Source organism: Dickeya aquatica (genome assembly GCF_900095885.1).
GTDB lineage: Bacteria > Pseudomonadota > Gammaproteobacteria > Enterobacterales > Enterobacteriaceae > Dickeya > Dickeya aquatica.
Genome location: NZ_LT615367.1, coordinates 4,173,785 through 4,196,641, shown reverse-complemented (window position 1 = coordinate 4,196,641; position 22,857 = coordinate 4,173,785). Strand labels below are relative to the sequence as shown.

Annotated in this window: 21 protein-coding genes and 1 pseudogene; 11 read left to right on the top strand and 11 right to left on the bottom strand. The window is 53.4% G+C overall.

Translation table 11 applies throughout. From position 1 onward, the window contains the following. The first annotated feature begins 130 nt into the window (after positions 1–130). Together corA and DAQ1742_RS19030 are read left to right on the top strand one after the other, a co-directional pair. On the top strand, positions 131–1,081 hold the full coding sequence (gene corA, locus DAQ1742_RS19035) for a magnesium/cobalt transporter CorA (RefSeq protein WP_035344822.1): 951 nt from the start codon (positions 131–133) through the stop codon (positions 1,079–1,081). Between the two features lie 193 nt (positions 1,082–1,274). Beyond that, entirely contained in the window at positions 1,275–2,387 is a 1,113-nt protein-coding gene (locus DAQ1742_RS19030; protein WP_083961107.1) for an AbrB family transcriptional regulator, read from the top strand. Here the strand turns inward: DAQ1742_RS19030 and rarD are convergent. Continuing rightward, positions 2,358–3,266, bottom strand: coding sequence for an EamA family transporter RarD (gene rarD, locus DAQ1742_RS19025; protein WP_035344819.1), 909 nt, complete (start codon positions 3,264–3,266; stop codon positions 2,358–2,360). The two genes, DAQ1742_RS19030 and rarD, sit on opposite strands and share 30 nt — an antisense overlap. 96 nt (positions 3,267–3,362) lie before the next feature. Further along, positions 3,363–3,833 carry a thioesterase family protein gene (locus tag DAQ1742_RS19020; protein ID WP_035344816.1) on the bottom strand — a complete coding sequence of 157 codons (471 nt, stop codon included), beginning with the start codon at positions 3,831–3,833 and terminating at the stop codon, positions 3,363–3,365. Positions 3,834–4,134: 301 nt separating this feature from the next. Between DAQ1742_RS19020 and pldA the strand changes: the two genes are divergently transcribed. The 3 genes and pseudogenes from pldA to DAQ1742_RS19005 all read left to right on the top strand — a co-directional run. Further along, positions 4,135–5,004 carry a phospholipase A gene (gene pldA, locus DAQ1742_RS19015; RefSeq protein WP_035346387.1) on the top strand — a complete coding sequence of 290 codons (870 nt, stop codon included), beginning with the start codon at positions 4,135–4,137 and terminating at the stop codon, positions 5,002–5,004. 126 nt (positions 5,005–5,130) lie between these two features. Next, positions 5,131–6,960 (top strand): ATP-dependent DNA helicase RecQ, encoded by a 1,830-nt coding sequence (gene recQ, locus DAQ1742_RS19010; RefSeq protein WP_035344813.1) that lies wholly within the window; start codon positions 5,131–5,133, stop codon positions 6,958–6,960. A gap of 35 nt (positions 6,961–6,995) precedes the next feature. Continuing rightward, positions 6,996–7,118: pseudogene (locus tag DAQ1742_RS19005) on the top strand (threonine export protein RhtC); the annotation flags it as partial. Between the two features lie 61 nt (positions 7,119–7,179). Here the strand turns inward: DAQ1742_RS19005 and rhtB are convergent. Further along, on the bottom strand, positions 7,180–7,800 hold the full coding sequence (gene rhtB, locus DAQ1742_RS19000) for a homoserine/homoserine lactone efflux protein (protein ID WP_035344811.1): 621 nt from the start codon (positions 7,798–7,800) through the stop codon (positions 7,180–7,182). A 114-nt stretch (positions 7,801–7,914) separates the two neighbouring features. Between rhtB and pldB the strand changes: the two genes are divergently transcribed. Together pldB and yigL are read left to right on the top strand one after the other, a co-directional pair. Further along, positions 7,915–8,907 (top strand): lysophospholipase L2, encoded by a 993-nt coding sequence (pldB, locus tag DAQ1742_RS18995; RefSeq protein WP_035344808.1) that lies wholly within the window; start codon positions 7,915–7,917, stop codon positions 8,905–8,907. Positions 8,908–8,959: 52 nt separating this feature from the next. After that, positions 8,960–9,769, top strand: a complete 810-nt coding sequence (yigL, locus tag DAQ1742_RS18990) for a sugar/pyridoxal phosphate phosphatase YigL (protein ID WP_035344805.1) — start codon at positions 8,960–8,962, stop codon at positions 9,767–9,769. On the opposite strand, the gene glpQ is transcribed toward yigL, so the two are convergent. Both glpQ and glpT read right to left on the bottom strand, forming a co-directional pair. Beyond that, the gene (glpQ, locus tag DAQ1742_RS18985) at positions 9,748–10,860 is read right to left on the bottom strand and encodes a glycerophosphodiester phosphodiesterase (protein ID WP_035344802.1); all 1,113 of its coding nucleotides are present in this window, start codon (positions 10,858–10,860) and stop codon (positions 9,748–9,750) included. The genes yigL and glpQ overlap by 22 nt on opposite strands. Before the next feature lie 198 nt (positions 10,861–11,058). Beyond that, entirely contained in the window at positions 11,059–12,408 is a 1,350-nt protein-coding gene (gene glpT / locus DAQ1742_RS18980; RefSeq protein ID WP_035344799.1) for a glycerol-3-phosphate transporter, read from the bottom strand. Between the two features lie 308 nt (positions 12,409–12,716). Here glpT and glpA point away from each other — a divergent pair, with 308 nt between their 5' ends. The 4 genes from glpA (at position 12,717) to DAQ1742_RS18960 (ending at position 18,037) form a co-directional block, all read left to right on the top strand. Beyond that, positions 12,717–14,357, top strand: a complete 1,641-nt coding sequence (glpA, locus tag DAQ1742_RS18975) for an anaerobic glycerol-3-phosphate dehydrogenase subunit A (RefSeq protein ID WP_035344796.1) — start codon at positions 12,717–12,719, stop codon at positions 14,355–14,357. Next, a complete protein-coding gene (glpB, locus tag DAQ1742_RS18970) occupies positions 14,347–15,597 on the top strand; it encodes a glycerol-3-phosphate dehydrogenase subunit GlpB (RefSeq protein ID WP_035344792.1) in 1,251 nt (416 codons plus the stop codon). Before glpA ends, glpB begins: the two co-directional genes overlap by 11 nt. After that, entirely contained in the window at positions 15,597–16,799 is a 1,203-nt protein-coding gene (gene glpC, locus DAQ1742_RS18965) for an anaerobic glycerol-3-phosphate dehydrogenase subunit GlpC (RefSeq protein ID WP_035344789.1), read from the top strand. Before glpB ends, glpC begins: the two co-directional genes overlap by 1 nt. 539 nt (positions 16,800–17,338) lie before the next feature. Continuing rightward, positions 17,339–18,037 carry a pirin family protein gene (locus tag DAQ1742_RS18960; protein ID WP_035346385.1) on the top strand — a complete coding sequence of 233 codons (699 nt, stop codon included), beginning with the start codon at positions 17,339–17,341 and terminating at the stop codon, positions 18,035–18,037. 510 nt (positions 18,038–18,547) lie between these two features. Here the strand turns inward: DAQ1742_RS18960 and DAQ1742_RS18955 are convergent. From DAQ1742_RS18955 to DAQ1742_RS18930, 6 genes are all read right to left on the bottom strand, one after another. Continuing rightward, entirely contained in the window at positions 18,548–19,417 is an 870-nt protein-coding gene (locus DAQ1742_RS18955; RefSeq protein WP_067487359.1) for an SUMF1/EgtB/PvdO family nonheme iron enzyme, read from the bottom strand. A 7-nt stretch (positions 19,418–19,424) separates the two neighbouring features. Beyond that, positions 19,425–20,000 carry a hypothetical protein gene (locus tag DAQ1742_RS18950; RefSeq protein WP_051124139.1) on the bottom strand — a complete coding sequence of 192 codons (576 nt, stop codon included), beginning with the start codon at positions 19,998–20,000 and terminating at the stop codon, positions 19,425–19,427. Then, positions 19,957–20,424, bottom strand: coding sequence for a carbapenem self-resistance protein CarG family protein (locus DAQ1742_RS18945; RefSeq protein WP_232046559.1), 468 nt, complete (start codon positions 20,422–20,424; stop codon positions 19,957–19,959). The genes DAQ1742_RS18950 and DAQ1742_RS18945 overlap by 44 nt, the downstream gene beginning before the upstream one ends. 110 nt (positions 20,425–20,534) lie before the next feature. After that, positions 20,535–20,804, bottom strand: coding sequence for a 2Fe-2S iron-sulfur cluster-binding protein (locus DAQ1742_RS18940; protein WP_035344786.1), 270 nt, complete (start codon positions 20,802–20,804; stop codon positions 20,535–20,537). Further along, positions 20,801–21,931 carry a proline dehydrogenase family protein gene (locus DAQ1742_RS18935; protein ID WP_035344783.1) on the bottom strand — a complete coding sequence of 377 codons (1,131 nt, stop codon included), beginning with the start codon at positions 21,929–21,931 and terminating at the stop codon, positions 20,801–20,803. The genes DAQ1742_RS18940 and DAQ1742_RS18935 overlap by 4 nt, the downstream gene beginning before the upstream one ends. Positions 21,932–22,038: 107 nt before the next feature. Further along, a complete protein-coding gene (locus DAQ1742_RS18930; RefSeq protein ID WP_035344780.1) occupies positions 22,039–22,851 on the bottom strand; it encodes a TauD/TfdA dioxygenase family protein in 813 nt (270 codons plus the stop codon). Positions 22,852–22,857: the final 6 nt, after the last annotated feature.

Sequence of the window (22,857 nt, the reverse complement as noted above, 5' to 3'; positions counted from 1 at the left end):
CAGCGATACCGTTTTGTCGCATCGAGTCAGCACCGTCTCATGGCCTGAAACCTGATGGTGACTCTTCATCCTGTTTCTGTGTTTCAATCGCGTCTGGTCCCTCTTTAGTTACATATTGGGAGCATGGCCTATGCTGAGCGCATTCAAACTCGATAACTGTCGTCTGGCTCGTCTGGAGCTGGATGACGATGATGACCTGACCACCTCGTTATGGGTGGATTTGGTGGAACCGGAAACCGAAGAGCGAGAGCGGGTGCAACAGCAACTCGGCCAAAGTCTGGCTACCCGTCCTGAGCTGGAAGATATCGAAGCCTCGGCACGTTTTTTTGAAGATGAAGACGGCCTGCATATTCACTCCTTTTTCTTTTACGAAGACGCCGATGACCACGCCGGTAACTCAACGGTTGCGTTCACTATTCGTGATGGCCGCCTGTATACCCTGCGTGAGCGTGAGCTGCCTGCGTTTCGCCTCTACCGCATGCGCGCCCGTTTGCAGACGCTGGTAGACGGCAATGCCTATGAACTGCTGTTAGATCTGTTTGAGACTAAAATCGAGCAGTTGGCGGACGAAATTGAAAATATCTACAGCGATTTAGAGTCGTTGAGCCGTGTCATCATGGATGGCCGTCAGGGCGATGAGTACGACGATGCGCTCTCGACGCTGGCAGAGCTTGAGGATATTGGCTGGAAGGTGCGCTTGTGCTTGATGGATACCCAGCGTGCGCTCAACTTTTTGGTGCGCCGCGCCCGTTTGCCGAGCGGCCAGCTTGAGCAGGCGCGTGAGATCCTGCGCGATATCGAGTCTCTGTTGCCGCATAACGAATCCCTGTTCCAGAAAGTGAACTTTCTGATGCAGGCGGCGATGGGCTTTATCAATATTGAGCAGAACCGCATCATCAAAATTTTCTCGGTGGTGTCGGTGGTGTTCCTGCCGCCCACGCTGGTGGCTTCCAGCTACGGGATGAACTTTGAGTTTATGCCAGAGCTGAAATGGGCGTATGGCTACCCGGGGGCGATGTTATTGATGTTGCTGGCTGGTCTGGCTCCTTATCTCTACTTCAAACGCCGTAACTGGCTGTAACGCGCTCCTCACTCCTATCGTTCAGGCAGCCCGTGGTCTTCGAGACTGACGGGCCTGCCGTCTGGCTGTACGCAGCCTTTTGATAACCGGTATTTTTTGATAACGAACAGCTTTGGCACAGATAGCTGCCAGCGTGGTGAACATCCGCGCTAGAATCGTTGTTCTGTATTTTCTGTTGTGACAGGTGTCAGTCATGGCGAGGTTTACTGGCGCGAGGCCACCTTCCGGATCCGAACAATCTGTATCCATATCAAAGCACGCCATCCCCAAACAGTGGTGCGTATTGCTGGCCGTCTCGTTACTGCTCGGCTGGGTTTTACAGATCTACCATGTACCTGCTGCGTTGTTACTGGGGCCGATGCTGGTTGGCGTGACGATGGGGCTGAAAGGGGCGACGATCCGCGTGCCTCGCCCGCTGTTTTATGCCAGTAATGCCGTGCTCGGTTGCCTGGTGGCACAAAGTCTGTCGTTATCGATCCTGACGCCGCTGGTCAGAGAGTGGCCGCTGGTGGTGTTTGTCTTGATCTCAACCCTGGTGGCCAGCGGGTTATCCGGTTGGTTGTTGATGCGCTATAGCGAGCTGCCCGGCACCACCGGTACCTGGGGCGCATCGCCGGGCGGCGCATCTGCTATGGTGGCGATGGCGGCGGATTTTGGCGCAGATGTGCGGCTGGTGGCGTTTATGCAATACCTGCGAGTGTTGATGGTAACGGCCGACGCCGCCGTTGTCGCCCGCGCCGGTCTTGGCAGTAGCGCACAGGCAAACAGTGTGCTGGGCAGCTGGTTTCCGGCGCTGGACTGGCATTTCCCGGCCACGCTGGTGGTGGCATTCAGCGCCGCCTGGCTTGGCCGCCGCTTGCGCATTCCTTCCGGTCAGCTACTGGGGCCGATGATAGTCGGTGCCATGCTGCACTCCAGCGGCACATTAACGCTGCAAACCCCAGAATGGCTGCTGGCGCTGGCGTACGCGCTGATTGGCTGGAGTGTCGGGCTGGCGTTTACCCGTCCGGTGTTTTTGCTGGCGCTGCGCACTTTGCCGAAAATGATGGCCTCGATTGTGGTGCTGATGTTGCTCTGTGGCGGCATGGCATTGATGCTGACCCATCTGCTGTCCGTCGATATGCTGACGGCCTATCTGGCGACCAGCCCCGGCGGGCTGGACTCGATAGCGATTATTGCCGCGGGCAGCCGGGTGGATATTGCGTTTGTCATCGCCATGCAGACCTTGCGCTTGCTCTCCACCCTGATTTTCAGCCCGATGCTGTCGCGCTATATTTCACGCCACGCGACGGTGGCTGCGGCGTAAGCGCCGCTGGGTATAGAGCGCATCCAGGGTGAAAACCAGCAGCCCCAGCCAGATAAAGGCGAAGGTGATCAGCCGGTCTGGCGTGATGGTTTCACCGTAAACCAGCACCGCCAGCAAAAAGGTCAGCGTGGGGGCCAGATACTGAAAGAAACCCAGTGTGGAGAGCCTTAATCTTACGGCCGCCGCAGTGAAGAACAACAGCGGGACGGTGGTGACGATACCGGATACCATCAGTAACAGGTTAAGCGACATCGGGTTAGTGCTGAGGTTGCTGCTGGGCGAGTCCGCCAGCCACACCAGATAAATCAGCGCCGCAGGCAGCAGCCACAGCGTTTCAAATAACATACCGGTCTGCCCGTCGATGGCGATTTTTTTGCGCAGCAGGCCATAAAACCCAAAGCTGAATGCCAGCGTGAGGGCGATGACCGGCAGCGAGCCGAGCGTCCACAACTGAACCAGCACGCCGCACACGGCTAATATTACCGCCAGCCACTGCATCGGGCGAAAACGTTCGCCGAGAAACAGCATTCCCAGCAGAATATTCACCAGCGGGTTAATGAAATAACCCAGGCTCGATTCGAGCATATGGTTATGGTTCACCGCCCAGATATATACCAGCCAGTTACAGCCGACCAGCGCAGCGGTTAACGCCAGCAACAGCAACTGACGCGGGCGGCGGCAGGCTTGCCGCACCACACCCCATTTGCGGCTCAGACTGAGCAGCAACACCATGAAAACGAATGACCAGAAGATACGGTGACTGAGAATTTCGATGGCTGGTATCTGATGGAGCAGTTTGAAATAGACCGGGGCCATACCCCAAAGCAAATAGGCACCGAGCGCAAACAGCATGCCCTGACGTTGTGATGAAACACGCATGGAGAAACCTGACCCTGCAAGCTAAAAAAACAGTCTATCGAACGATTCGCGTGCTGTCTTGTTTTCGGGCGGCCGATGATTAGCTAACGATGAGGATTAGCCAACGATATAGGTTGCCACGGCGCTGGCAAGATGTGCGTGCTTTTCGTTATGCAGCTCCGCGCGGGCCACGGCGATTCTATTGCCGCTGCGCAGAAGCTGGCTGGTGAGCGTAAAATGCTCACCCCGACCAGGGCGCAGGTAGTCTACCCGCAGGTCGATAGTGCCCATGCGTGCCAGCCGCTGGTGTAACTCCGGCTGGGTTAACGAGGGGTGGCGCAGCAAGGCGCTGCCGACGCACACCAGCCCGGCGGCCACATCCAGCCCGGCTGCAATCACGCCGCCATGTAAAATCTGCTGCAACGCATTGCCAACCAGCTTGCGCTGGTGGTGAAAATGCAGTGTGACCGTTTCCGGGGTGAAGGTGTCCAGCACCAGGCCCAATTCCTGATTAAACGGCATCTGATAAATAAACAGATCGCCGACAAGCTGGCGGATGCTGTCTTGAGAAAGCGGGGCGGTGAGCATAGGGCGCGTCCTGATTTAGTTAATTTTTATTTATTTCATGGTTAATGGATTGTTATTTTAGATGCCAATACGGTTTCTTTCCATGTCTCCGCCCCCGGCAGGGGAAGCCCTGTGCTGTTAGTCACTCTCGCGCAATAAACGCCGCTGTACCTGCCCGATGAGCTGTGTACACTATGCAGCCTGATGTGCCTCCGCCTGGATGAAGACCGTGCTGACAAGAGGCCACGTCATGGCTGAAGCGGCCCTCGCGGCGTATTATCTGCTGTATTTCCTGTTGACTGACGTTGGGGAGAGAACATTGATGTATCAATCGGGCTGGATGGCCGCCGTACTGATGCTGGCAGCCAGTGCTCAGGCACAGGAAGCACGGGTACAAGAAATTCATGATGCGCCTCAGGTGCCGGGCAGCATTATTGCCGGGTTGCTCCAGAAGCATGACACGCCGTTTATACTCTACCCCTATGAAAGCAACTACCTGCTCTACACCTACACCAGCAACATCAATAAGCAGGCGATAGAGAGTTACCGCTGGGCTGATCATGCCCGTAAAGATGAAGTGAATTTTCAGCTAAGTCTGGGCTTCCCGCTGTGGCGGGGGATTGCCGGTGATAACTCACTGCTGGGCGCATCTTATACCCAGCGTTCGTGGTGGCAGATGTCGAACAAAAGCCAATCGACACCGTTTCGTGAAACCAACTATGAACCGCAGCTGTTTTTAGGCTGGGCGACGGATTACCGTTTTGCTGGCTGGACATTGCGCGATGTTGAGGTGGGGTTCAACCATCAATCCAATGGCCGGGCAGACCCGACCTCGCGTAGCTGGAACCGGGTTTACGCCAGGCTAATGGCGCAAAACGGCAACTGGCAGGTGGAGTTCAAGCCCTGGGTGCGCTTGCATGACAGCCAGGACGATAACCCAAACATTATCGACTACATGGGCCATTACCGTGTACGGGTCGGTTACCGCTGGGGGGATGCGATTATCAGTGCCGAAGGGCGTTATAACTGGAACAGCGGTTACGGCGGCGGTGAACTTGGCTGGAGCTACCCTATCAACGCGAATGTGCGTTTTTATACCAAGGTGTTCAGTGGCTACGGCGAATCACTCATTGATTACAACCACCGTCAGACCCGTTATGGCATTGGCGTGACGCTCAACGATCTGTTCTGACATCCGGTGCGGGCGTCACAGAAAAGCCCGCCACAGGCGTTGCAGTTTTGACAAACGGCGCTGAAAATAGCGCCTGTTTGCGTTTTTCTCCCCCGACGCGGGAATAACTTTGAAAGCGGTGAAGGCGTGTCTACGGCAGACGTAGTGAATAGAGAATCGCTGGCGGTACAGGTATTGCGGGAAACCTTCGGTTATCAGCAATTCCGGCCCGGCCAGCAGGCAATTATCAACGCTGCTATCGGCGGGCGTGACTGTCTGGTGATTATGCCGACAGGCGGGGGCAAATCCCTGTGTTATCAAATTCCGGCGCTGGTGCTTGATGGGCTGACGCTGGTGGTGTCACCGCTGATTTCGCTGATGAAAGATCAGGTTGACCAGCTACAGGCTTACGGCGTGGCCGCCGCCTGCCTTAATTCCACGCAAACCCGTGAACAGCAGCAAGAGGTGTTTAACGCCTGCCGCCGCAATGAACTGAAATTGCTGTATGTGGCCCCCGAGCGTCTGAGCACCGAAGGGTTTCTGGAGCAACTGGCCCACTGGAATACCACGCTGATTGCCATTGACGAGGCGCACTGTATTTCCCAGTGGGGGCATGATTTTCGCCCGGAATACCGCGCGCTCGGTCAAATCAAACAGCAATTTCCGGCGCTGCCGGTCGTGGCGCTGACCGCGACGGCGGATGAGACTACCCGGCAGGACATTGCCCGCCTGCTCGATTTGCGTGACCCGCTGACGAATATCAGCAGCTTTGACCGGCCTAATATCCGCTACACGCTGGTCGAAAAATTCAAACCGCTCGACCAGCTCTGGCTGTTCATTCAGGGCCAGCGCGGCAAAAGCGGCATTGTCTATTGCAATAGCCGGGCAAAGGTGGAAGACCTGTGCGCACGTCTGCAAAACCGTGGGCTCAGTGTCGGGGCGTATCACGCCGGGCTGGAGAACGATCGCCGCGCACAGGTGCAGGAAGCGTTTTTGCGTGATGACCTGCAAGTGGTGGTGGCGACGGTGGCCTTCGGCATGGGGATCAACAAACCGAATGTGCGCTTTGTGGTGCATTTCGATATTCCACGCAATATCGAGTCCTACTATCAGGAAACCGGGCGCGCCGGGCGCGATGGCCTGCCCGCCGAGGCGGCGCTGTTTTATGACCCGGCAGATATGGCGTGGCTGCGCCGTTGTCTGGAAGAAAAACCGGCCGGAATGCAACTGGATATTGAACGCCACAAGCTCAATGCCATGGGCGCGTTCGCCGAAGCGCAAACCTGTCGCCGTCTGGTGTTGCTGAACTACTTTGGCGAGAACCGCCAGCAGCCGTGCGGTAACTGTGACATCTGCCTTGATCCGCCACGGCGTTATGACGCACTGGTGGATGCGCAAAAAGCGCTGTCTTGCGTGTATCGCGTTGGGCAGCGTTTCGGTATCGGCTACATTGCTGAGGTGCTGCGCGGGGCGAATAATCAGCGCATCCGTGAATTCGGCCATGATGCGTTGCCGGTGTACGCTATCGGGAAAGACAAAACCCAGGAGCAGTGGGTCAGTATTTTGCGTCAGCTCATTCATCTTGGGTTGCTGGCGCAAAATATTGCCCACCACAGCGCGCTGCAACTCACGGAATCAGCCCGGCCGGTGCTGCGCGGCGAGGTGCCGTTACAACTGGCGGTGCCGCGCGTCGGCAGCCTGAGTAAACCCAAAGCCAGCCAGAAAAGCTATGGCGGCAATTATGACCGCAAATTGTTTGCCAAACTGCGTAAATTGCGTAAATCCATTGCTGATGAAGACAATATTCCTCCGTATGTGGTGTTTAGCGATGCCACCTTGCTGGAAATGGCCGAACAACTACCGGTGACGGCCAGCGAATTGCTGGCGGTAAACGGGGTTGGCCAGCGTAAACTCGAGCGTTTTGGTACGCCGTTTATGACGGTTATCCGCGAGCATCTGGATAACGGCGAGGCATAAATGCAAAACAGGAGCAAACGATGCTGTTGATGACGGTGGCTCGGGTGTTTGCACTGCCCGCGATGCGCCGGGGGGATCAGCGGCTGACAACATGGATTGATGGCCTGGCCGGTGTGCTGTTCACCGGTTTTGGCCTTCATCTGATGCTTTCCCGTTAAAGTGAAAAGCCCGCCGGTATGATAACAGCGGGCCAGTTATTCGCCGTTATGAGTAGCGGATTCAGGCCTTGCGCGCGGTTGCCAGCAATGCGCCGACCAGCATAAACAGCGAGCCAAAAGTGCGGTTAAGCTGTTTGAGCTGACGCGGGCCTTTGAGCCAGCGGGCGATGCGTTGTGCCAGCGTGGCATAACCAATCATCACCACCACATCGACCAACACCGTTGTGACGCCCAGTATCAGATACTGCATCGCCTGGGGCTGGTGCGGCACAATGAACTGCGGAAACAGCGCGGCCAAAAACACAATGCTCTTCGGGTTGGTCAGGTTGACCAGAACGGCGCGCTGGAACAGACGGCGGCGCGGCAGGCTGTTGGCCAGCGTTTGCAAATCCAGTGCGCCCGCGCTGCGCCATTGCTGAATGCCAAGCCAGATAAGGTAGGCTGCGCCAAACCATTTCAGCAGGTCAAACGCCAGTACCGATTGTGACAACAGCGCACCCAGGCCAATGCCCACCAGCACGATATGTATCGACAAACCTAGCTGCAACCCGGCAATGGAGGCGACGGCCCCACGATAGCCGTGGCTGATGCTGGTGCTCATGGTGTTAATCGCCCCTGAACCGGGCGACAGGCTTAAAATCAGCGTGGTAACGAGGTAGGTTAACCACCAGTCGGTTGTCATGGTTGAATGCTCCCTGAATGCGGCGTTTTATGCCACAATACGCCAATGCCTGTGTTTGTGCTATAGCTCACAAAAAGCTACCCCGACGGGCAACCGACCCTGGGAGAGTGCCTGATGAAGCCGTATACGCAGAGCCTGCTGACCAGAGAATGGCAGTACGCTGCCTTCGTCACCGGGCCATTGCTCAATTTCTGGCGTCAGCGTCAGGAAGGCATGTTCATCGGTGTGGAGGATGTGCCCATCCGGTTTGTGCGTTTCACGTCGCCGTCGCATGCCGATGTGGTGCTGGTGTTGCCGGGGCGTACCGACAGTTATGTAAAATATGCGGAAGTCGCCTATGACCTGTTTCAGTGCGGTTACGATGTGCTGATGATGGATCACCGTGGTCAGGGCCGTTCCGGGCGTTTATTGGCAGACAGCCATCGCGGTCATGTTCGCCGTTTTAGCGATTATGTTGATGATGTGCTGACGTTATGGCAGCAACAGGTGGCACCCGCGCCCTATCGCCGCCGTTTTGCGCTGGCGCATTCGATGGGCGCTGCGGTGCTGGCCTTAGCGCTGGCGCGTCAGCCGCAGGCATTTGATGCCGCTGCATTGTGCGCGCCGATGTGCGGTATTCTGCTGCCGATGCCGCACTGGCTGGCATGGCGCATTCTTAACTGGGCGCAGAAATATCCGGCCATACGGGATTATTACGCTATTGGCACCAGCCCGTGGCAGCCCTTGCCGTTTCGGGCCAATGTGCTAACGCACAGTGCCGTGCGCTATCGCCACCATGTGCGTTTTTATGCGGATGACCCGGACTTGCGCATTGGCGGGCCAACCTATCACTGGGTGCGCGAAGCGTTACAGGTGCCCGACCAGCTCTTGCAACAGGCGGCGCAGATAACGACGCCGCTGTTAGTCTTGCAGGCGCAAGACGAGCAGGTGGTGGATAACCACAGTCAGGTGCGTTTTTGTCAGGCACTGGCCGCTGCCGGTCACCCTTGCGCGGGCGGTGGCCCCCAGGTGATTCAGGGCGCACGGCACGATATTCTGTCGGAACAGGATGCGCTGCGTACCGCCGCTTTTCGGCTTATTTTGCAACATTTCAACGATTATCATTAATACGTCTGCGCGGCCTGGCCGCCCGGCACCAGCGGAGGTTGGAGTTCACCTTATGTACCCGATTGTTGCTTCCGATCTGGATGGCACTCTGTTGTCACCCGATCACACCTTGTCTCCCTATGCGAAACAAACCCTGCGCCAGATGACGGAACAAGGCATCCACTTTGTTTTTGCCACCGGGCGTCACCATATGGATGTGGCGCAAATGCGCGATAACCTTGCCATCAGCGCGTATATGATAACCTCCAATGGTGCACGGGTGCACAACACTGACGGCGAGCTGGTGTTTAGCCATAATCTTGACCAGGATATTGCCCGCGAGCTCTACGCCATGGTGTATCACCACCCGGAAATAATGACCCACGTCTATCGTGATGATGAGTGGTATTTATGCCGCTCCCGCCCCGAAGAGGAACGTTTTTTTACCGAGACGGTGTTTCGCTACCGGGTGTTTGATCCGCAAACACTCGGCACGGATGGCGTGGGCAAGGTGTTCTTCACCTGTGAAGACCATGAAAAACTGCTGCCGCTTGAAGAAGCGCTGAATGCGCGCTGGGGCGACCGCGTGAATGTCAGCTTTTCGACGTTAACCTGTCTGGAAGTGATGGCGGGCGGCGTATCCAAAGGCCATGCACTGGAGCAGGTGGCGGGGATTCTCGGCCACACCATTAAGGACTGTATCGCCTTTGGCGATGGCATGAATGACTATGAAATGCTGGCGATGGCGGGAAAAGGCTGCATCATGCACAACGCCCACCAGCGCCTGAAAGAGCGGCTGCCGGATAACGAGGTCATCGGCACCAACCGCGATCAGGCGGTGCCGATGTATTTACGCCGCCTTTATTTGGCCGAAGAAGGTTGAGTCGCGTTTAAAAATGTCACGGCTTTATCGGGAAAGTCGGTGAACAGGCCATCCACGTTCGCCTTGCGATAGAGCAGAGCATAGAGGGCGTTGATATCGCTGGCATATTTCGGCAAGCGGTCAGCACGCGCAGTATAGGGGTGAACCGCCATACCGTTGTCATGCGCCTCTTTGACCAGCGGGCTGACGGTGACGCTCCCGGCATTGCCGCTCAGTAGCATGTGGTAATCTGGGCCGACGCCATCGGCATAACGGGCGATGGTGGCCATCGCACCCGGTTTGAGCATCCAGTCGTAGTCATAATTGACCCAGCGGCCATCTGGCTGTTGCTGCTGGGTTTCTTTCCAGCTGGTTTCAGCGATGAGCTGCACCAGTTTCAGGTTCATGCCCAGCATGGGTTGCAGTTCATTTTTGATGCGCTGTAGCTCGTTGGCATCAAAGCATTGCAGGTAAACCCGGTCACTTTTTTGGCTATAGCCGTAGCGCTTCAATACCTCCAGTACCGCCCGTGAAATATCTTTCCCCTCCTGACGGTGGAACCACGGCGCTTTAATTTCCGGGTAAATGCCGATGTTTTTACCGGTCGAGTGATTTAACCCCTGAATGAATTCGATTTCATCCTCAAAGGTGTGAATACGGAAATCCGATTTGCCCATCGGAAACCGGTTCGGGTAGCTTTGCACCGGTTTGCCGTCTTTTAGATCAAAGCCTTCGGTAAAGTGCAGCGAGCGAATTTCCGCCAGGGTAAAGTCAATGGCGTAGTAGCGCCCATCTGCCCGCGCCCGGCCGGGAAAGCGCTGGGCCACATCGGTGACGCGATCGAGATAGTGGTCATGCAGCACCACCAGCGCGTTATCTTTGGTCATCACCAGGTCTTGTTCAAGATAATCCGCCCCTTGTGCGTAAGCCATCGCTTTGGCGGGCAGCGTGTGTTCCGGCAGATAACCACTGGCACCACGGTGAGCGATGACAAGATGTTTGCTCGCGCCCTGTGGGCCTGAATCGGTATTTGCAGCGGCTTGAGTCAGCGTAGAGTACGACAGGGTAAGCGTCATACTCGCAGCCAGTAGTGGTGTTAACAGAGGTTTCATTGCAGCGTCCTTTTGGAGTGGAAGGAAGTCTGTGCTGTGTAGGGTAAAACCTGATGGTGAAAATGTGATTGTTGTAATCAATAGGGTATTGCCGGGGTAAGCGTTATCACGCTAAGACCCGCCAGCGCGAGGGGCGCTGGCGGCAGCCATGATGTCAGGCCGGAATAACAGCCATAACATCACGGCGGGGCAACAGAATCAGGCGCGTTTTGCCAGTTCTGCTTTATGCTTGGTTTCGTTGATCATGGTCAGCACCAGCAGGATAACCGACAGCACACCACCGCCAATCATCACCATAAAGCCGCCGTTCCAGCCAAAGTAGTCAACGGTGTAGCCGACAATGGCGCTCGCTGCAACCGAGCCGCCGAGATACCCGAACAGGCCGGTGAAACCAGCGGCTGTCCCTGCGGCTTTCTTCGGTGCCAGTTCCAGAGCGTGCAGACCAATCAGCATGACCGGGCCGTAGATCAAAAAGCCGATGACAATCATACAGGCCATATCCACGCCGGGGTTGCCCGCCGGGTTCATCCAGTAAACGACAGTAGCGATAGTCACCAGCGTCATAAAGAACACGCCGGTGGCACCACGGTTGCCTTTGAACACCTTGTCAGACATCCAGCCACACAGCAGCGTGCCCGGAATACCGGCGTATTCGTACAGGAAGTATGCCCAGGAGGATTTATCCAGTGCGAAGTGCTTCACTTCTTTGAGATACGTTGGCGACCAGTCGAGAATGCCATAGCGCAGCAAATACACGAACACGTTAGCAACGGCGATATACCACAGCAGCTTGTTCGGGAAAATGTACTGCATGAAGATCTCTTTTGCCGTCAACTCCTGCTCAGCTTTCTCGTCGTAATCCGGCGGGTAGTCGTTTTTGTACTCTTCAATCGGCGGCAGGCCGCAAGACTGCGGGGTGTCGCGCATCATGGCGAAGGCGAACAGTGCCACCAGAATGGCCCCAAAAGCAGGCATGTACAGCGCGGCTTTCCAGTCGTTGAACCAGGCCATCCCCAGCAGGAATAGCAGCGGTGGAATACCGCCGCCGACGTTGTGAGCACAGTTCCAGATAGAAACGATACCGCCACGCTCTTTCTGTGACCACCAGTGCACCATGGTACGGCCACACGGCGGCCATCCCATCCCCTGGAACCAGCCACAGACAAACAACAGGCAGAACATCACCATGATGCTGGAGGTGGCCCACGGCACAAAGCCCATCAGCAACATCACAGCCGCCGCCAGAATCAGGCCTGCGGGTAAGAACACTCGTGGGTTGGAGCGGTCAGACACGGCTCCCATGATAAATTTGGAGAACCCGTAGGCGATGGAAATGCCGGAGAGCGCAAAACCGAGATCGCCACGAGAGAAACCTTGCTCAACCAGAAAAGGCATCGCCAGAGCAAAGTTTTTTCTGACCAGATAGTAAGCCGCGTAGCCGAAAAAGATACCCAAAAATATTTGCCAGCGCAGACGACGATAGAGTGGATCGACCTGGTGTTCTGCCACTCGCGGCCGGTGCGCCGCAGGCTTAAAAATGCTCAGCATAAAAATCCCCGATAGTTATTTTCTATAACGCTCGTAAGCGTATCGAATATGCGCGCACTTTGGTGTGAGTTAACGCGCAACTGTTACACTTTTATGACGAAGTGCGTCATTTTGAGCTTTAGATAACATAATTGAAATAATCATTTTTCAAATTTGAGTGATTCAAGTCACATTTTCTTTTTTAAGACGGCGCTTTGTTTTCGTTTTTTGAGTGTTTTTGTTCTTTATCAATCATTGTTGTGTGGGTTTATGTCTTACTTTGCCTCAATATCCCGATACGGGCGCGATCCAACCGAGGTAAAACAGACATGGCAAACGCAGGCTTACGGCGGGAAACCGATGTGGTCATTATTGGCGGCGGGGCGACCGGGGCAGGAACGGCGCGCGATTGTGCACTACGCGGCCTGCGCTGCCTGCTGCTGGAGCGGCATGATATCGCCACCGGGGCAACCGGACGTAACCACGGGTTGCTGCACAGCGGGGCGCGTTATGCGGTGACGGATGCGGAATCGGCCCGTGAGTGTATTGAGGAAAACCGGATTTTACGCCGCATTGCCCGCCACTGTATTGAACCTACCGATGGGTTGTTTTTAACGCTGCCACAAGATTCTCTCGAGTATCAGGCGCAGTTTATCGATGCCTGCCGGCAGGCGGGGATTGACGCACAAGCGATGGACCCACAAGAAGCGCTACGCTTTGAACCGGCGGCAAACCCGGATTTGATCGGGGCCGTCAGGGTGCCGGATGGTACGGTAGACCCCTTTCGCCTGACGGCTGCCAACATGATTGACGCCTGTGAGCATGGGGCGGAAGTATTGACCTATCATGAGGTTATTGGGCTGATCCGTCAGGGCTGTCGTGTCACCGGTGTGCGCGTTTTCGACCATAAACGCAATGTTGCCAGTGAAATATATGCACAGGTGGTTGTCAACGCAGGCGGCATTTGGGGGCAGCGTATTGCCGAATATGCTGACCTGAGCGTGCGGATGTTCCCGGCCAAAGGCACACTGCTGATCCTGGGGCATCGCATCAATAACCGGGTCATCAACCGTTGCCGCAAACCGGCGGACGCCGACATTCTGGTGCCGGGCGATACCATCTCGCTGATTGGCACCACCTCGACCCGTATCGACTATGACCAGATAGATAACATGCAGGTGACGCCGCAAGAGGTCGATACCCTGATTCGTGAAGGCAGCCTGCTGGCTCCGCAACTGGCGCAAACCCGGATTTTACGCGCCTATGCCGGGGTTCGCCCGCTGGTTGCCAGTGACAATGACCCGTCCGGGCGCAGCGTCAGCCGGGGGATCGTGCTGCTTGATCATGCCAGCCGTGACGGTCTGGAAGGGTTTGTCACCATCACCGGCGGCAAACTGATGACCTACCGCCTGATGGCCGAATGGGTGACAGATAAAGTCTGCGAAAAGCTGGGCCATCGAGCATCGTGCACCACGGCGTCAACCCCGCTGCCCGGCTCTGAAATGCCGTCAGAAGATAAGCCCCAGGCGGCTTCGCCGTTGTCTGCACCGTTACGCGGTTCGGCGATTTATCGTCATGGCCAGCGGGCGGCGACACTGGTTTCCGGCCAGCGGGTAGACAGCAGCCTGGTGTGTGAGTGCGAAGCGGTGACGGCGGGTGAGGTGCGTTATGCCGTGGAATCCCTTCAGGTTAATAATCTGACCGATTTACGCCGCCGTACCCGTGTGGGCATGGGTACCTGTCAGGGCGAATTATGCGCTTGCCGGGCGGCGGGGCTGCTGTGCCGTTTGGGCCAGTCCACTCCGCAGCAGGCGATTTCGCAATTGAGCCAGTTCCTCAATGAACGCTGGAAAGGGATGCGGCCTATCGCCTGGGGCAACACGCTGCGCGAAAGTGAATTTACCAGTTGGGTTTATCAGGGGTTGTGTGGATTACAGGCACGGCCACAGGAGAGTAGCGATGCGTTATGACGTGGTGATCATTGGCGGCGGGCTGGCTGGACTGGCCTGCGGCATTCAGTTGCAAGAACAGGGCAAGCGCTGTGCGATAGTCAGCGTGGGGCAAAGCGCCCTGACGTTTGCCTCCGGCGCGCTGGATTTGCTCACGGCATTGCCCGATGGCACGCCAGTCACGCAGCCGCTGCAAGCGCTTGAGGCACTGGCAGTGCAGGCACCGCATCACCCTTACACGCTGATGGGAGCCAGCGCCGTGGCAACGCTTGCCGGGCAAGCGCAAGCGCTGCTGGCGCGCTGCGGGCTGTGGTTACGCGGTTCATTCGCGCAGTCGCATCAGCGCTTAACGCCGCTGGGTATCTGGCGCGATTGCTGGCTGAGCCCGGCAGAGAGCGTATCGCGTGGCCTGCCGGGCGCACCGGCGTGGCGTCAGCCACTGGTTGCCGGTATCGAAGGGTTTATGGATTTCCAGGCCCGGCTGGTGGCCGGAGAGTTACAGACTCAGGGCATCGCCGCGCGTGCTGATGATTTACGTCTGCCGGTTCTGGATAACCTGCGCCAGAACCCGAGCGAGTTCCGCTCGCTCAATCTGGCGCGGGTGCTGGAAACCCCTGCGGGTCTGGCGGCGCTGACGGAAGAATTGCTGACATGCTCGCACGGCAACGATGCCATCATTCTGCCGGCCTGTATCGGTACCAGCGCACATGCACGGCTGAACGCCGCGCTCGGTAAACCGGTAGGGCTGCTGGCAACACTGCCGCCCTCGCTACCCGGCATGCAGTTACATCAGGCGCTGCTGGCGCGTTTTCGCCAGACCGGCGGCACCGTCATGCCGGGTGACAAAGTGATTTCGGCTAAGGCACAGCCGGACGAGGTGGTGGTGCATACCCGTAGCCACGGCGATATGCCGCTGCGGGCACAGTACGCCGTGCTGGCGAGCGGCAGCTTTTTTAGCAACGGTCTGGTGGCCGAGCGTGACCGGGTGATTGAGCCGGTGTTTGGGCTGGATGTTGACTTCCTGCCTGCGCAGGCCGACTGGAGCCAGCAAGATGTGTTCGCCCCCCAGCCCTATTTACAGTTTGGCGTGAAGGTGGATGCGCAGCTACATCCCTCGCTTGCGGGCGTTAGCCAGCCGCGGGTGTTTGCGATTGGCTCGGTATTGCGCGGTTATGACCCGCTGCGCCAGGGGTGTGGCGGGGGCGTGTCGCTACTGAGCGCGCTGCATGTGGCACAAACGATAGTCAGGGAGAAGCCGTAATGAGCCAGGCGGATACCAGTTTTGAGAATTGCATTAAGTGCACAGTCTGCACCACGGCTTGCCCGGTTGCAGGTGTCAACCCGCTCTATCCGGGGCCAAAACAGGCCGGGCCGGACGGCGAGCGCTTGCGGCGTAAAGACCCGTCGCTCTTTGATGAAGCGCTGAAATACTGTACCAACTGTAAGCGCTGTGAAGTGGCTTGCCCGTCTGATGTTCGTATCGGCGATATTATCCAGCGGGCGAAAGCCAGTCACAGCAAGCACCGCCCGACGCTGCGGGATGCCATCTTAAGCCACACCGATTTGATGGGTAGCGTCGCCACGCCGTTAGCCCCGCTGGTCAATACGCTGACCGGATTAAAACCGATGCGGCAGTTGCTCGACAAAGCGCTGAAAATCGACCATCGTCGCCAGTTACCGCGCTATTCCCACGGCACTTTTCGCCATTGGTATCGCCAGCAGGCGGCGCAACAGCTGCATTTTGAGCAACAGGTTGCCTATTTTCACGGCTGTTATGTCAACTACAACCACCCGCAACTGGGGCGCGACCTGATCCGGGTGTTTAATGCCGCAGGCGTTGGCGTACAGTTGCTGACAAAAGAGAAATGTTGCGGGGTGGCGTTAATTGCCAACCGGTTTCTCGATAAAGCGCGCAAACAGGCGCGTTTTAACCTCAATGCGCTCGATGAAGCCATCAATCAGCGCAGCCTGCCGGTGATTGCCACGTCATCGAGTTGCACTTTCACCCTGCGTGATGAGTACCCGCATTTGCTGGGCCTTGAGAACCAGCATGTGCGTGACGGCATTGAACTGGCGACCCGCCATCTCTACCGCTTACTGGAGCAGGGGAACAAACTGGCGCTGCAACCGGTGCCGCTGAAAGTGGTCTACCACACGCCGTGCCATCTTGAGCGTATGGGGTGGACGGCCTATACCCTTGAGCTACTGCGTATGATCCCCGGCCTTGAATTACAGGTGCTGGATTCACGCTGTTGTGGCATCGCCGGGACTTACGGCTTTAAGAAAGAGAATTATGACACCGCACAGGGTATCGGTGCGCCGCTGTTTCGCCAAATTGAGGAAAGCGACGCTGACCTGGTCATTACCGATTGCGAAACCTGCAAATGGCAAATTGAGATGTCAACGCAAAAACCCTGTGAACATCCGTTCAGTTTGCTGGCAAGGGCGCTGCCGGTGGCGTAACGCTGCCGCGCTACACCACAGCGCATAGCCTGGGTATAGACGGTGTTGTCAACAAAGGCAGGGAGGGCTCCCTGCTTTTTTATGGTGCATGATGAGAGGCGAGTGTTGCCGTAACGCATTGATGATGAATAGGTAATCAGCAGGTCGTTGTCTTTGTCGATGCAGGAGCACCGTTTTTCCTGATATTGAGCAAAAAAAATGCTTTACAGATGCGAATGATAATGATTATTATTGCCATGCGTTCCGGGAAAACCTGATGAATCCCTCTTTGCGACTCATGCGGTTTGACTGTGAAGGCACGACATTGCTCACATTGCTTCCAGTATTACTTTAGCCAGCTCGGGTGCTGGCTTTTTTTTGCGTCGTATTTTTTGGAATCTGGTTTCCTATTGGTTTCTTTTTTTGTTGCTGCTGTCACGGTGGGTGAGGCAAATGGGTTCCTTTTCTCGCGGAAATTTTTTGAACAGAGCGGTGAGTTTTTTCAGCTTTCATATTATGCGCTGCCCGTTAGACTGAAAAAAACGCAACAGGAGCGCAACATGATTTATTTACGTAAAGCACACGATCGCGGCCACGCTAACCACGGCTGGCTCGATAGCTGGCACACTTTCTCATTTGCTGATTATTATGATCCTGATTTTATGGGGTTTTCTGCACTTCGCGTGATTAATGAAGATGTCATTGCAGCCGGTCAGGGCTTTGGCACCCATCCGCACCGTGATATGGAAATTTTGACCTATGTGCTGGCCGGCACGGTAGAGCATCAGGACAGTATGGGCAATAAGGAACAGATCCCGGCCGGTGAGTTCCAGATAATGAGCGCGGGTACTGGTATTCGTCATTCGGAGTATAACGCGCGTCAGGATATGCCGCTGCACCTCTACCAAATTTGGATCCTGCCGGAAAAAACCGGCCTGACGCCGCGCTATGATCAACGCCGGTTTGACGATCCTCAGGGCCGCCAACTGGTGCTGTCACCCGATGCGCGTGACGGCTCGCTGAAGGTCTTTCAGGACATGACGCTATGGCGCTGGGCGCTGAAGGCGCAGGAAACCTCGTCCTACCAGACTCAACAGGGCCGTGTATTATGGATTCAGGTGGTGCGAGGCTCGATTGACATTAACGGTCAGCAAGCAACGACCAGCGATGCGCTGGCCATCTGGGATGAAACGGAAATCACCGTGCAGGCCAGCGAAGACAGTGAAATCCTGCTGTTTGATTTGCCGCCGGTAAAATAAGGCGTGATTTGCCCATATGAACTCATGTCATGGGGCAGAAGCGCACAACAATAGAGAGATCACAGTAGAGAGATCACAGTAGAGAGATCACCAACCAGTAAGGCAGGCTGATAGGCCTGCCTTACTGGTTGACATGGTGTATAGGTTGTCTGTTTTTGTGGCTTTATTTCTTCACTGCCTCACCGGCAGGCTTGTTACTACATTTGGCTATCAAAACTTCATGTTACGCGCCAGTGTCTGTTTACAAATATGCCAGTATTTAACAGATCTCGGGTCTGTCCCTTAACCTCTCTGCCCGTTAAAGAATGCTGCAAAATCATTTCCGAAAGGTGGTTTTTGGTTGGATATCGATCGTTTTTGGGCGTTCTTTATCGCTTAAAAGTTTTTTGCACAGTTTCTAACAATGCTGAATTGTACAAAAATCGTTAAGGGACACACCCTAGAACATTTTCTTCTCTCATTGAAAAAAGCACTTCATATTTGTAATGCCAGATTCGCCCTTTAATTTAATCACTGGGATTGTGGTGCTGGTTTCACCAGCCTGAAACCGATATCCGAGGTCGGGAAATTTGGGGTATGAACATCGCACTCCGACAGGTTGCTGATGCGCATCAGGTAACTGCCGCCACAGAAATAGTGCATGTTATTAAGTCCTGTCATCTGAAAATCATCGTCTATCCATTCCCAGACGTTACCCGTCATATCGTATAAGCCAAGAGGATTGGGTCGCTGTTGTGCGACAGGGTGGGTATCAAAAGTCGTGCTGTTGTCTTTAGGCATATTGGCGATATTTTCTGGGTTATCGCTACCGGAATAGATGCGGCCATATGTCCCCTGAAGCAGAGCGGGCCTACCGCCGCGTGCGGCAACCTGCCATTCATTCAATGAAGGCAGACGGTATCCGGTAGCATCGGGATTCCTGACAACACTTAGAGAGTGTTCTCTGGGTACAGATGTGAGAGGTCGTCCATCTGCGGTCAGGTAATACGGTGTCAATTGTTGTAAAGCGCTTAAAGCGTTAGCGAAGACCACTGCATCCCACCAGGAGAGGGTTGTGACGGGGTGCCCGCCATTATCTTGCTCTGCGGGCAGACAATCATCAAAATGGCCGCCATTACAGCCATTTTCAAATGCGTAGCCGTGACTTTCCGCCCATTGAAGCACGTGCTGATATTGTGAGTAGGTGATTTCTGTTCGCATAATATAAAAAGGTTTGAGGATGACATTAGCGTGGCTAGTGTAGTCTTTGTCGCCAAAAATATTACCGACATAAAATGCACCACCTTTGATGGCGATTTCCTCAGGCATTAATTTTGGCTGTGCCGCGTGTGTAAGCTGGCCAATCAGTAATATTCCACAAATAACAGAATTATATTTCATAGCGTTTTCAATAATCCAGATTTAAGGGCTCAGGCGGTGACTGTATTTTTGGCGCACCGCCGATGGCTGTGCGAATCGTGACTTGATATTGAGTATGCTTAATGCCACTCAGCCAATTATCCAGTTCGGAAAAGGCATGGCGAATATCTTTGTTTTTTGCCCAGTCAGGTAATCCTTCAATCGTGTAGGTGTAATTAATTAAAACCATTTCCGGTGAAATAGACTCATAATGTGTTATCTGATGAAGTGCAATTCTGCCGTAACAGAAATCATCATAAGGCTTAAAATTATCCTGCCCTGACTGGGTTAATGACCATATACTGTTATTACCTCGGTCTGTTTTTTTGACTAGCCCAACTGATACCAATGCATTGAGCCGACCGGATAACCATGAGGCTTCGGTTCGAGGGGTTTTAATTGGCCACACTTTTTCTCCCAGACAAGGTGAATACCAGCCGTCGATAAATTCTTGTGTCAGGCGAGCGTAAAAACGCAGATGGTCCGGTTTTTTCGTATTTGCACTAACAGGGTTCAGTAATTTAAAGAACAGAGCAAAGATAGCGAATATTATCCAGCACTTCATAAGCAGAACCATATCTCTCTTTGGTTGTTAATGTTTTTTCGATAACCCAACTGTAAGGCGGGACTCCAGGGTCATTATGGCTTTCTACCAGTTTATAAACCGTTACCTTGATCGGTTGCATGGCAGTCAAATCATCCCCCCGTTTTTGTACGCTAATCAGTTTCTTTCCTTTGGGGGAATGGTAAAGCCGATAATCAAAGATATTAATACGAGACGCCGATAGACTATAGTCAAACCAGATGAACACATTACTATCTGGAACAGGAATAATGCTATAACCATGGCTGTCTTTGATATAAAAACTCAGCCCCCGATTAGGGTGTGAAGTATTATTATCAAAAAAAGAAAGGATGGCTAAATCTTTCTTTCCGTGATTAATAAGCGAGAGATAATTAACCCCTTGACTTATCTTTTCCTCTTGCATGCAGTTTGCGTAACTACTGTTGGTAACACAAATAGCTAATATGGTTACAGCCACTCTAATAGCACAGGAGAACATTAGCATCCTTTTATTAAATTAGGTAAGTTAATTTGCTAAACTTCTATTTCAATATTGCTTAAAGGTTGTGTACAGCAAGGCAGAATATAGCCGTTTTTTATGTCATCCCGGGATATTCCTCCGGTGTGTTGCATATCCACTTCTCCCTGAATTAGTTTGACTTTACAAATACCACAATGCCCGGCATTGCAATGATACTTGAGTGGTATTTCTGCCTGGTATGAGGACAAAAGTATAGTCTCTTCCTCTGTGAGATGGAACGTTTGACTTGTGTTTTTTATTTTGCAGGTGAAGTCTTTTTTCATAACACAATCCTCTTTATTCGGCGATGAAGTTCTTTTCTGATAAGCTTTCTCTCTGTGGAAAATGTGGTTGAGGGGATAGCATTTTCCTCAATTCGCCTTAGAAGATAAGGTAACGATTTTTTTAATGGCCCGAATGGCACGTACTTACATACGGAAAAACCTTCATGATTAAGTGACCAGGTAATATGGTCTCCCATACCATAGAGCTGACCCAACCAGATATTTTTCTTTAATGTTGGACTTTGTCGGATCAACGCCAGGCTGTGCTCATTGTGCGTGGCGAAAAAAGGAGAGATACGGTCGATGTGATCGGCAACAAACTGAATAGCACTGTTGTAATTATTATCTGTCTCGAATTTTTCAGTAAAACAGTGATCATGACAAATGCGATTCTCCTCTTCAAGGTAAGCACCCCGCACCAGTTTTATACCCAGATAGAAATGATGCTCACATGCCTGCTGGTAATACTCTTTCAGTCGTTCAAGTTTGTCTCTGCAATAAAATTGCAGTGTTAATGTCAACAGAGGATAGTTTTGATTATATTTCCTCATCATACTTATAATGAAATCGTCTACGGCCGGTTGTATCCATGATTGCTCTGCATCGACCATGATCCTGACTTTTTTATCGCCAGCAGCGTCAAAGATTTGGATATACCGTTTGGTCACATTTTCCCATTCTTGCTGCTGTTCTGGCGTCAGGTTTTGGTTAAGGGTGATGGCGCGGTATAACTCAATGCTGCCAAGGGATGAAGGTTTAATGACCACAAAAGGGATGTTTTTATTTTCAGCTGCGATGTCAATGAGGGAGAGAGTCTTACTCATAACATCATTGTAAATCGACTCTGTATTCTCGCCTTCAATAGCATAATCAATAATACTATTGATGTTTTCTCTCCCCAGTGCTGAGGTGGTATGGGTTACTTGTTTTAATGTCTCGCCACCAAAGTAAATACCATTAACCAGTTTTAATACTGTATCTTGGCTAATATGTAATATTTTCTTTAAAACATAAATTGATACGGTTCTTGTCTTCTTATTACTCAGTAATGCTGAGGCTAGCAGTTTGAATGTCAGAGTTCTGGTGCGATATCGCGCGAACACCAACTCGGTATTAATATTTTCCATAAAACCTCCATTATTAAAACTGGCCGTGGTTTTAAAAAAATAAAACCCATCATGCCAGTATGATAATACCAGGCCAGTTAATTAAATAATCTTAATTTTCGGTGTGGTTATGCTTCGACGGTCTGACCACGATACAAGCGACGAATGATATTATCGTCATTAAACTCTTCGCGTTCATGGATGACTCGCCTATTATCCATAATTAAAAGGTCTGCATCTTCCCAATAATGTTTGTAGAAATAGCGAGGCTGTTTCATGAACTGTCCTAATTCGTCGAAGAAGGCTTTTGTTTCATATTCGCTAAATCCGACGATGCGAGGTTCCCAGCTTGCTGGCTGGCCTTCATCGAACGGGAAGTACATCAACATTTTCCGTACCCACCCCAGGTCTGTAAACACTGGAACTTTAAACCAACCGGCCGGAGAGACATCAACGTAATATCCATGCTCCAACACGCGAACTTCAAATGTTTCCTCTTCCAAAACTCTGCGAAGATGAGCCGGCATTTCCTGGCAGGCCAACACATGGTCACAGACTGTCGTCGCACCTCTGAATTTCATGTTTTTAATTTCGGCGGCATAAAGGAATACCTGGTCGACTTGTGAAAGTAATAGCCCCCCATCTGCATGGAATGGTAATTGTCCACGGCCTGTGACAATTTTTCCTTTTTCACCCTCCAGCTTTAAGGTATCTTTATAGCCGAAGCCAACGCCAATTTTTTCATCGGCATACTCGACGATTTTGCCATAGGCGGAGTATGTGTCCCTGAATTGATTGGCATCCATGGCAATGTTTTTCACCAGCAGAAACCCTTGACGCATGAGAAGGTTTTTTATCTCTTCCGGTTTAGCGTCAATGAAGTCGCTGCTATGCATTTGTGCGCCAAAACCCGAATCCATGAGAGCGATATAATTTAACATGCTACT

Coding starts and splice junctions, on each gene's coding strand:
- corA (WP_035344822.1), top strand. CDS start 131: ATGCTGAGCGCATTCAAACTCGATAACTGTCGTCTGGCTCGTCTGGAG.
- rarD (WP_035344819.1), bottom strand. CDS start 3,266: ATGCGTGTTTCATCACAACGTCAGGGCATGCTGTTTGCGCTCGGTGCC.
- rhtB (WP_035344811.1), bottom strand. CDS start 7,800: ATGACAACCGACTGGTGGTTAACCTACCTCGTTACCACGCTGATTTTA.
- glpQ (WP_035344802.1), bottom strand. CDS start 10,860: ATGAAACCTCTGTTAACACCACTACTGGCTGCGAGTATGACGCTTACC.
- DAQ1742_RS18960 (WP_035346385.1), top strand. CDS start 17,339: ATGATTTATTTACGTAAAGCACACGATCGCGGCCACGCTAACCACGGC.
- DAQ1742_RS19020 (WP_035344816.1), bottom strand. CDS start 3,833: ATGCTCACCGCCCCGCTTTCTCAAGACAGCATCCGCCAGCTTGTCGGC.
- DAQ1742_RS18950 (WP_051124139.1), bottom strand. CDS start 20,000: ATGAAGTGCTGGATAATATTCGCTATCTTTGCTCTGTTCTTTAAATTA.
- DAQ1742_RS18930 (WP_035344780.1), bottom strand. CDS start 22,851: ATGTTAAATTATATCGCTCTCATGGATTCGGGTTTTGGCGCACAAATG.
- DAQ1742_RS18935 (WP_035344783.1), bottom strand. CDS start 21,931: ATGGAAAATATTAATACCGAGTTGGTGTTCGCGCGATATCGCACCAGA.
- DAQ1742_RS18945 (WP_232046559.1), bottom strand. CDS start 20,424: ATGCAAGAGGAAAAGATAAGTCAAGGGGTTAATTATCTCTCGCTTATT.
- DAQ1742_RS18955 (WP_067487359.1), bottom strand. CDS start 19,417: ATGAAATATAATTCTGTTATTTGTGGAATATTACTGATTGGCCAGCTT.
- pldB (WP_035344808.1), top strand. CDS start 7,915: ATGAAGCCGTATACGCAGAGCCTGCTGACCAGAGAATGGCAGTACGCT.
- glpA (WP_035344796.1), top strand. CDS start 12,717: ATGGCAAACGCAGGCTTACGGCGGGAAACCGATGTGGTCATTATTGGC.
- glpB (WP_035344792.1), top strand. CDS start 14,347: ATGCGTTATGACGTGGTGATCATTGGCGGCGGGCTGGCTGGACTGGCC.
- pldA (WP_035346387.1), top strand. CDS start 4,135: ATGTATCAATCGGGCTGGATGGCCGCCGTACTGATGCTGGCAGCCAGT.
- DAQ1742_RS19030 (WP_083961107.1), top strand. CDS start 1,275: ATGGCGAGGTTTACTGGCGCGAGGCCACCTTCCGGATCCGAACAATCT.
- glpC (WP_035344789.1), top strand. CDS start 15,597: ATGAGCCAGGCGGATACCAGTTTTGAGAATTGCATTAAGTGCACAGTC.
- glpT (WP_035344799.1), bottom strand. CDS start 12,408: ATGCTGAGCATTTTTAAGCCTGCGGCGCACCGGCCGCGAGTGGCAGAA.
- DAQ1742_RS18940 (WP_035344786.1), bottom strand. CDS start 20,804: ATGAAAAAAGACTTCACCTGCAAAATAAAAAACACAAGTCAAACGTTC.
- yigL (WP_035344805.1), top strand. CDS start 8,960: ATGTACCCGATTGTTGCTTCCGATCTGGATGGCACTCTGTTGTCACCC.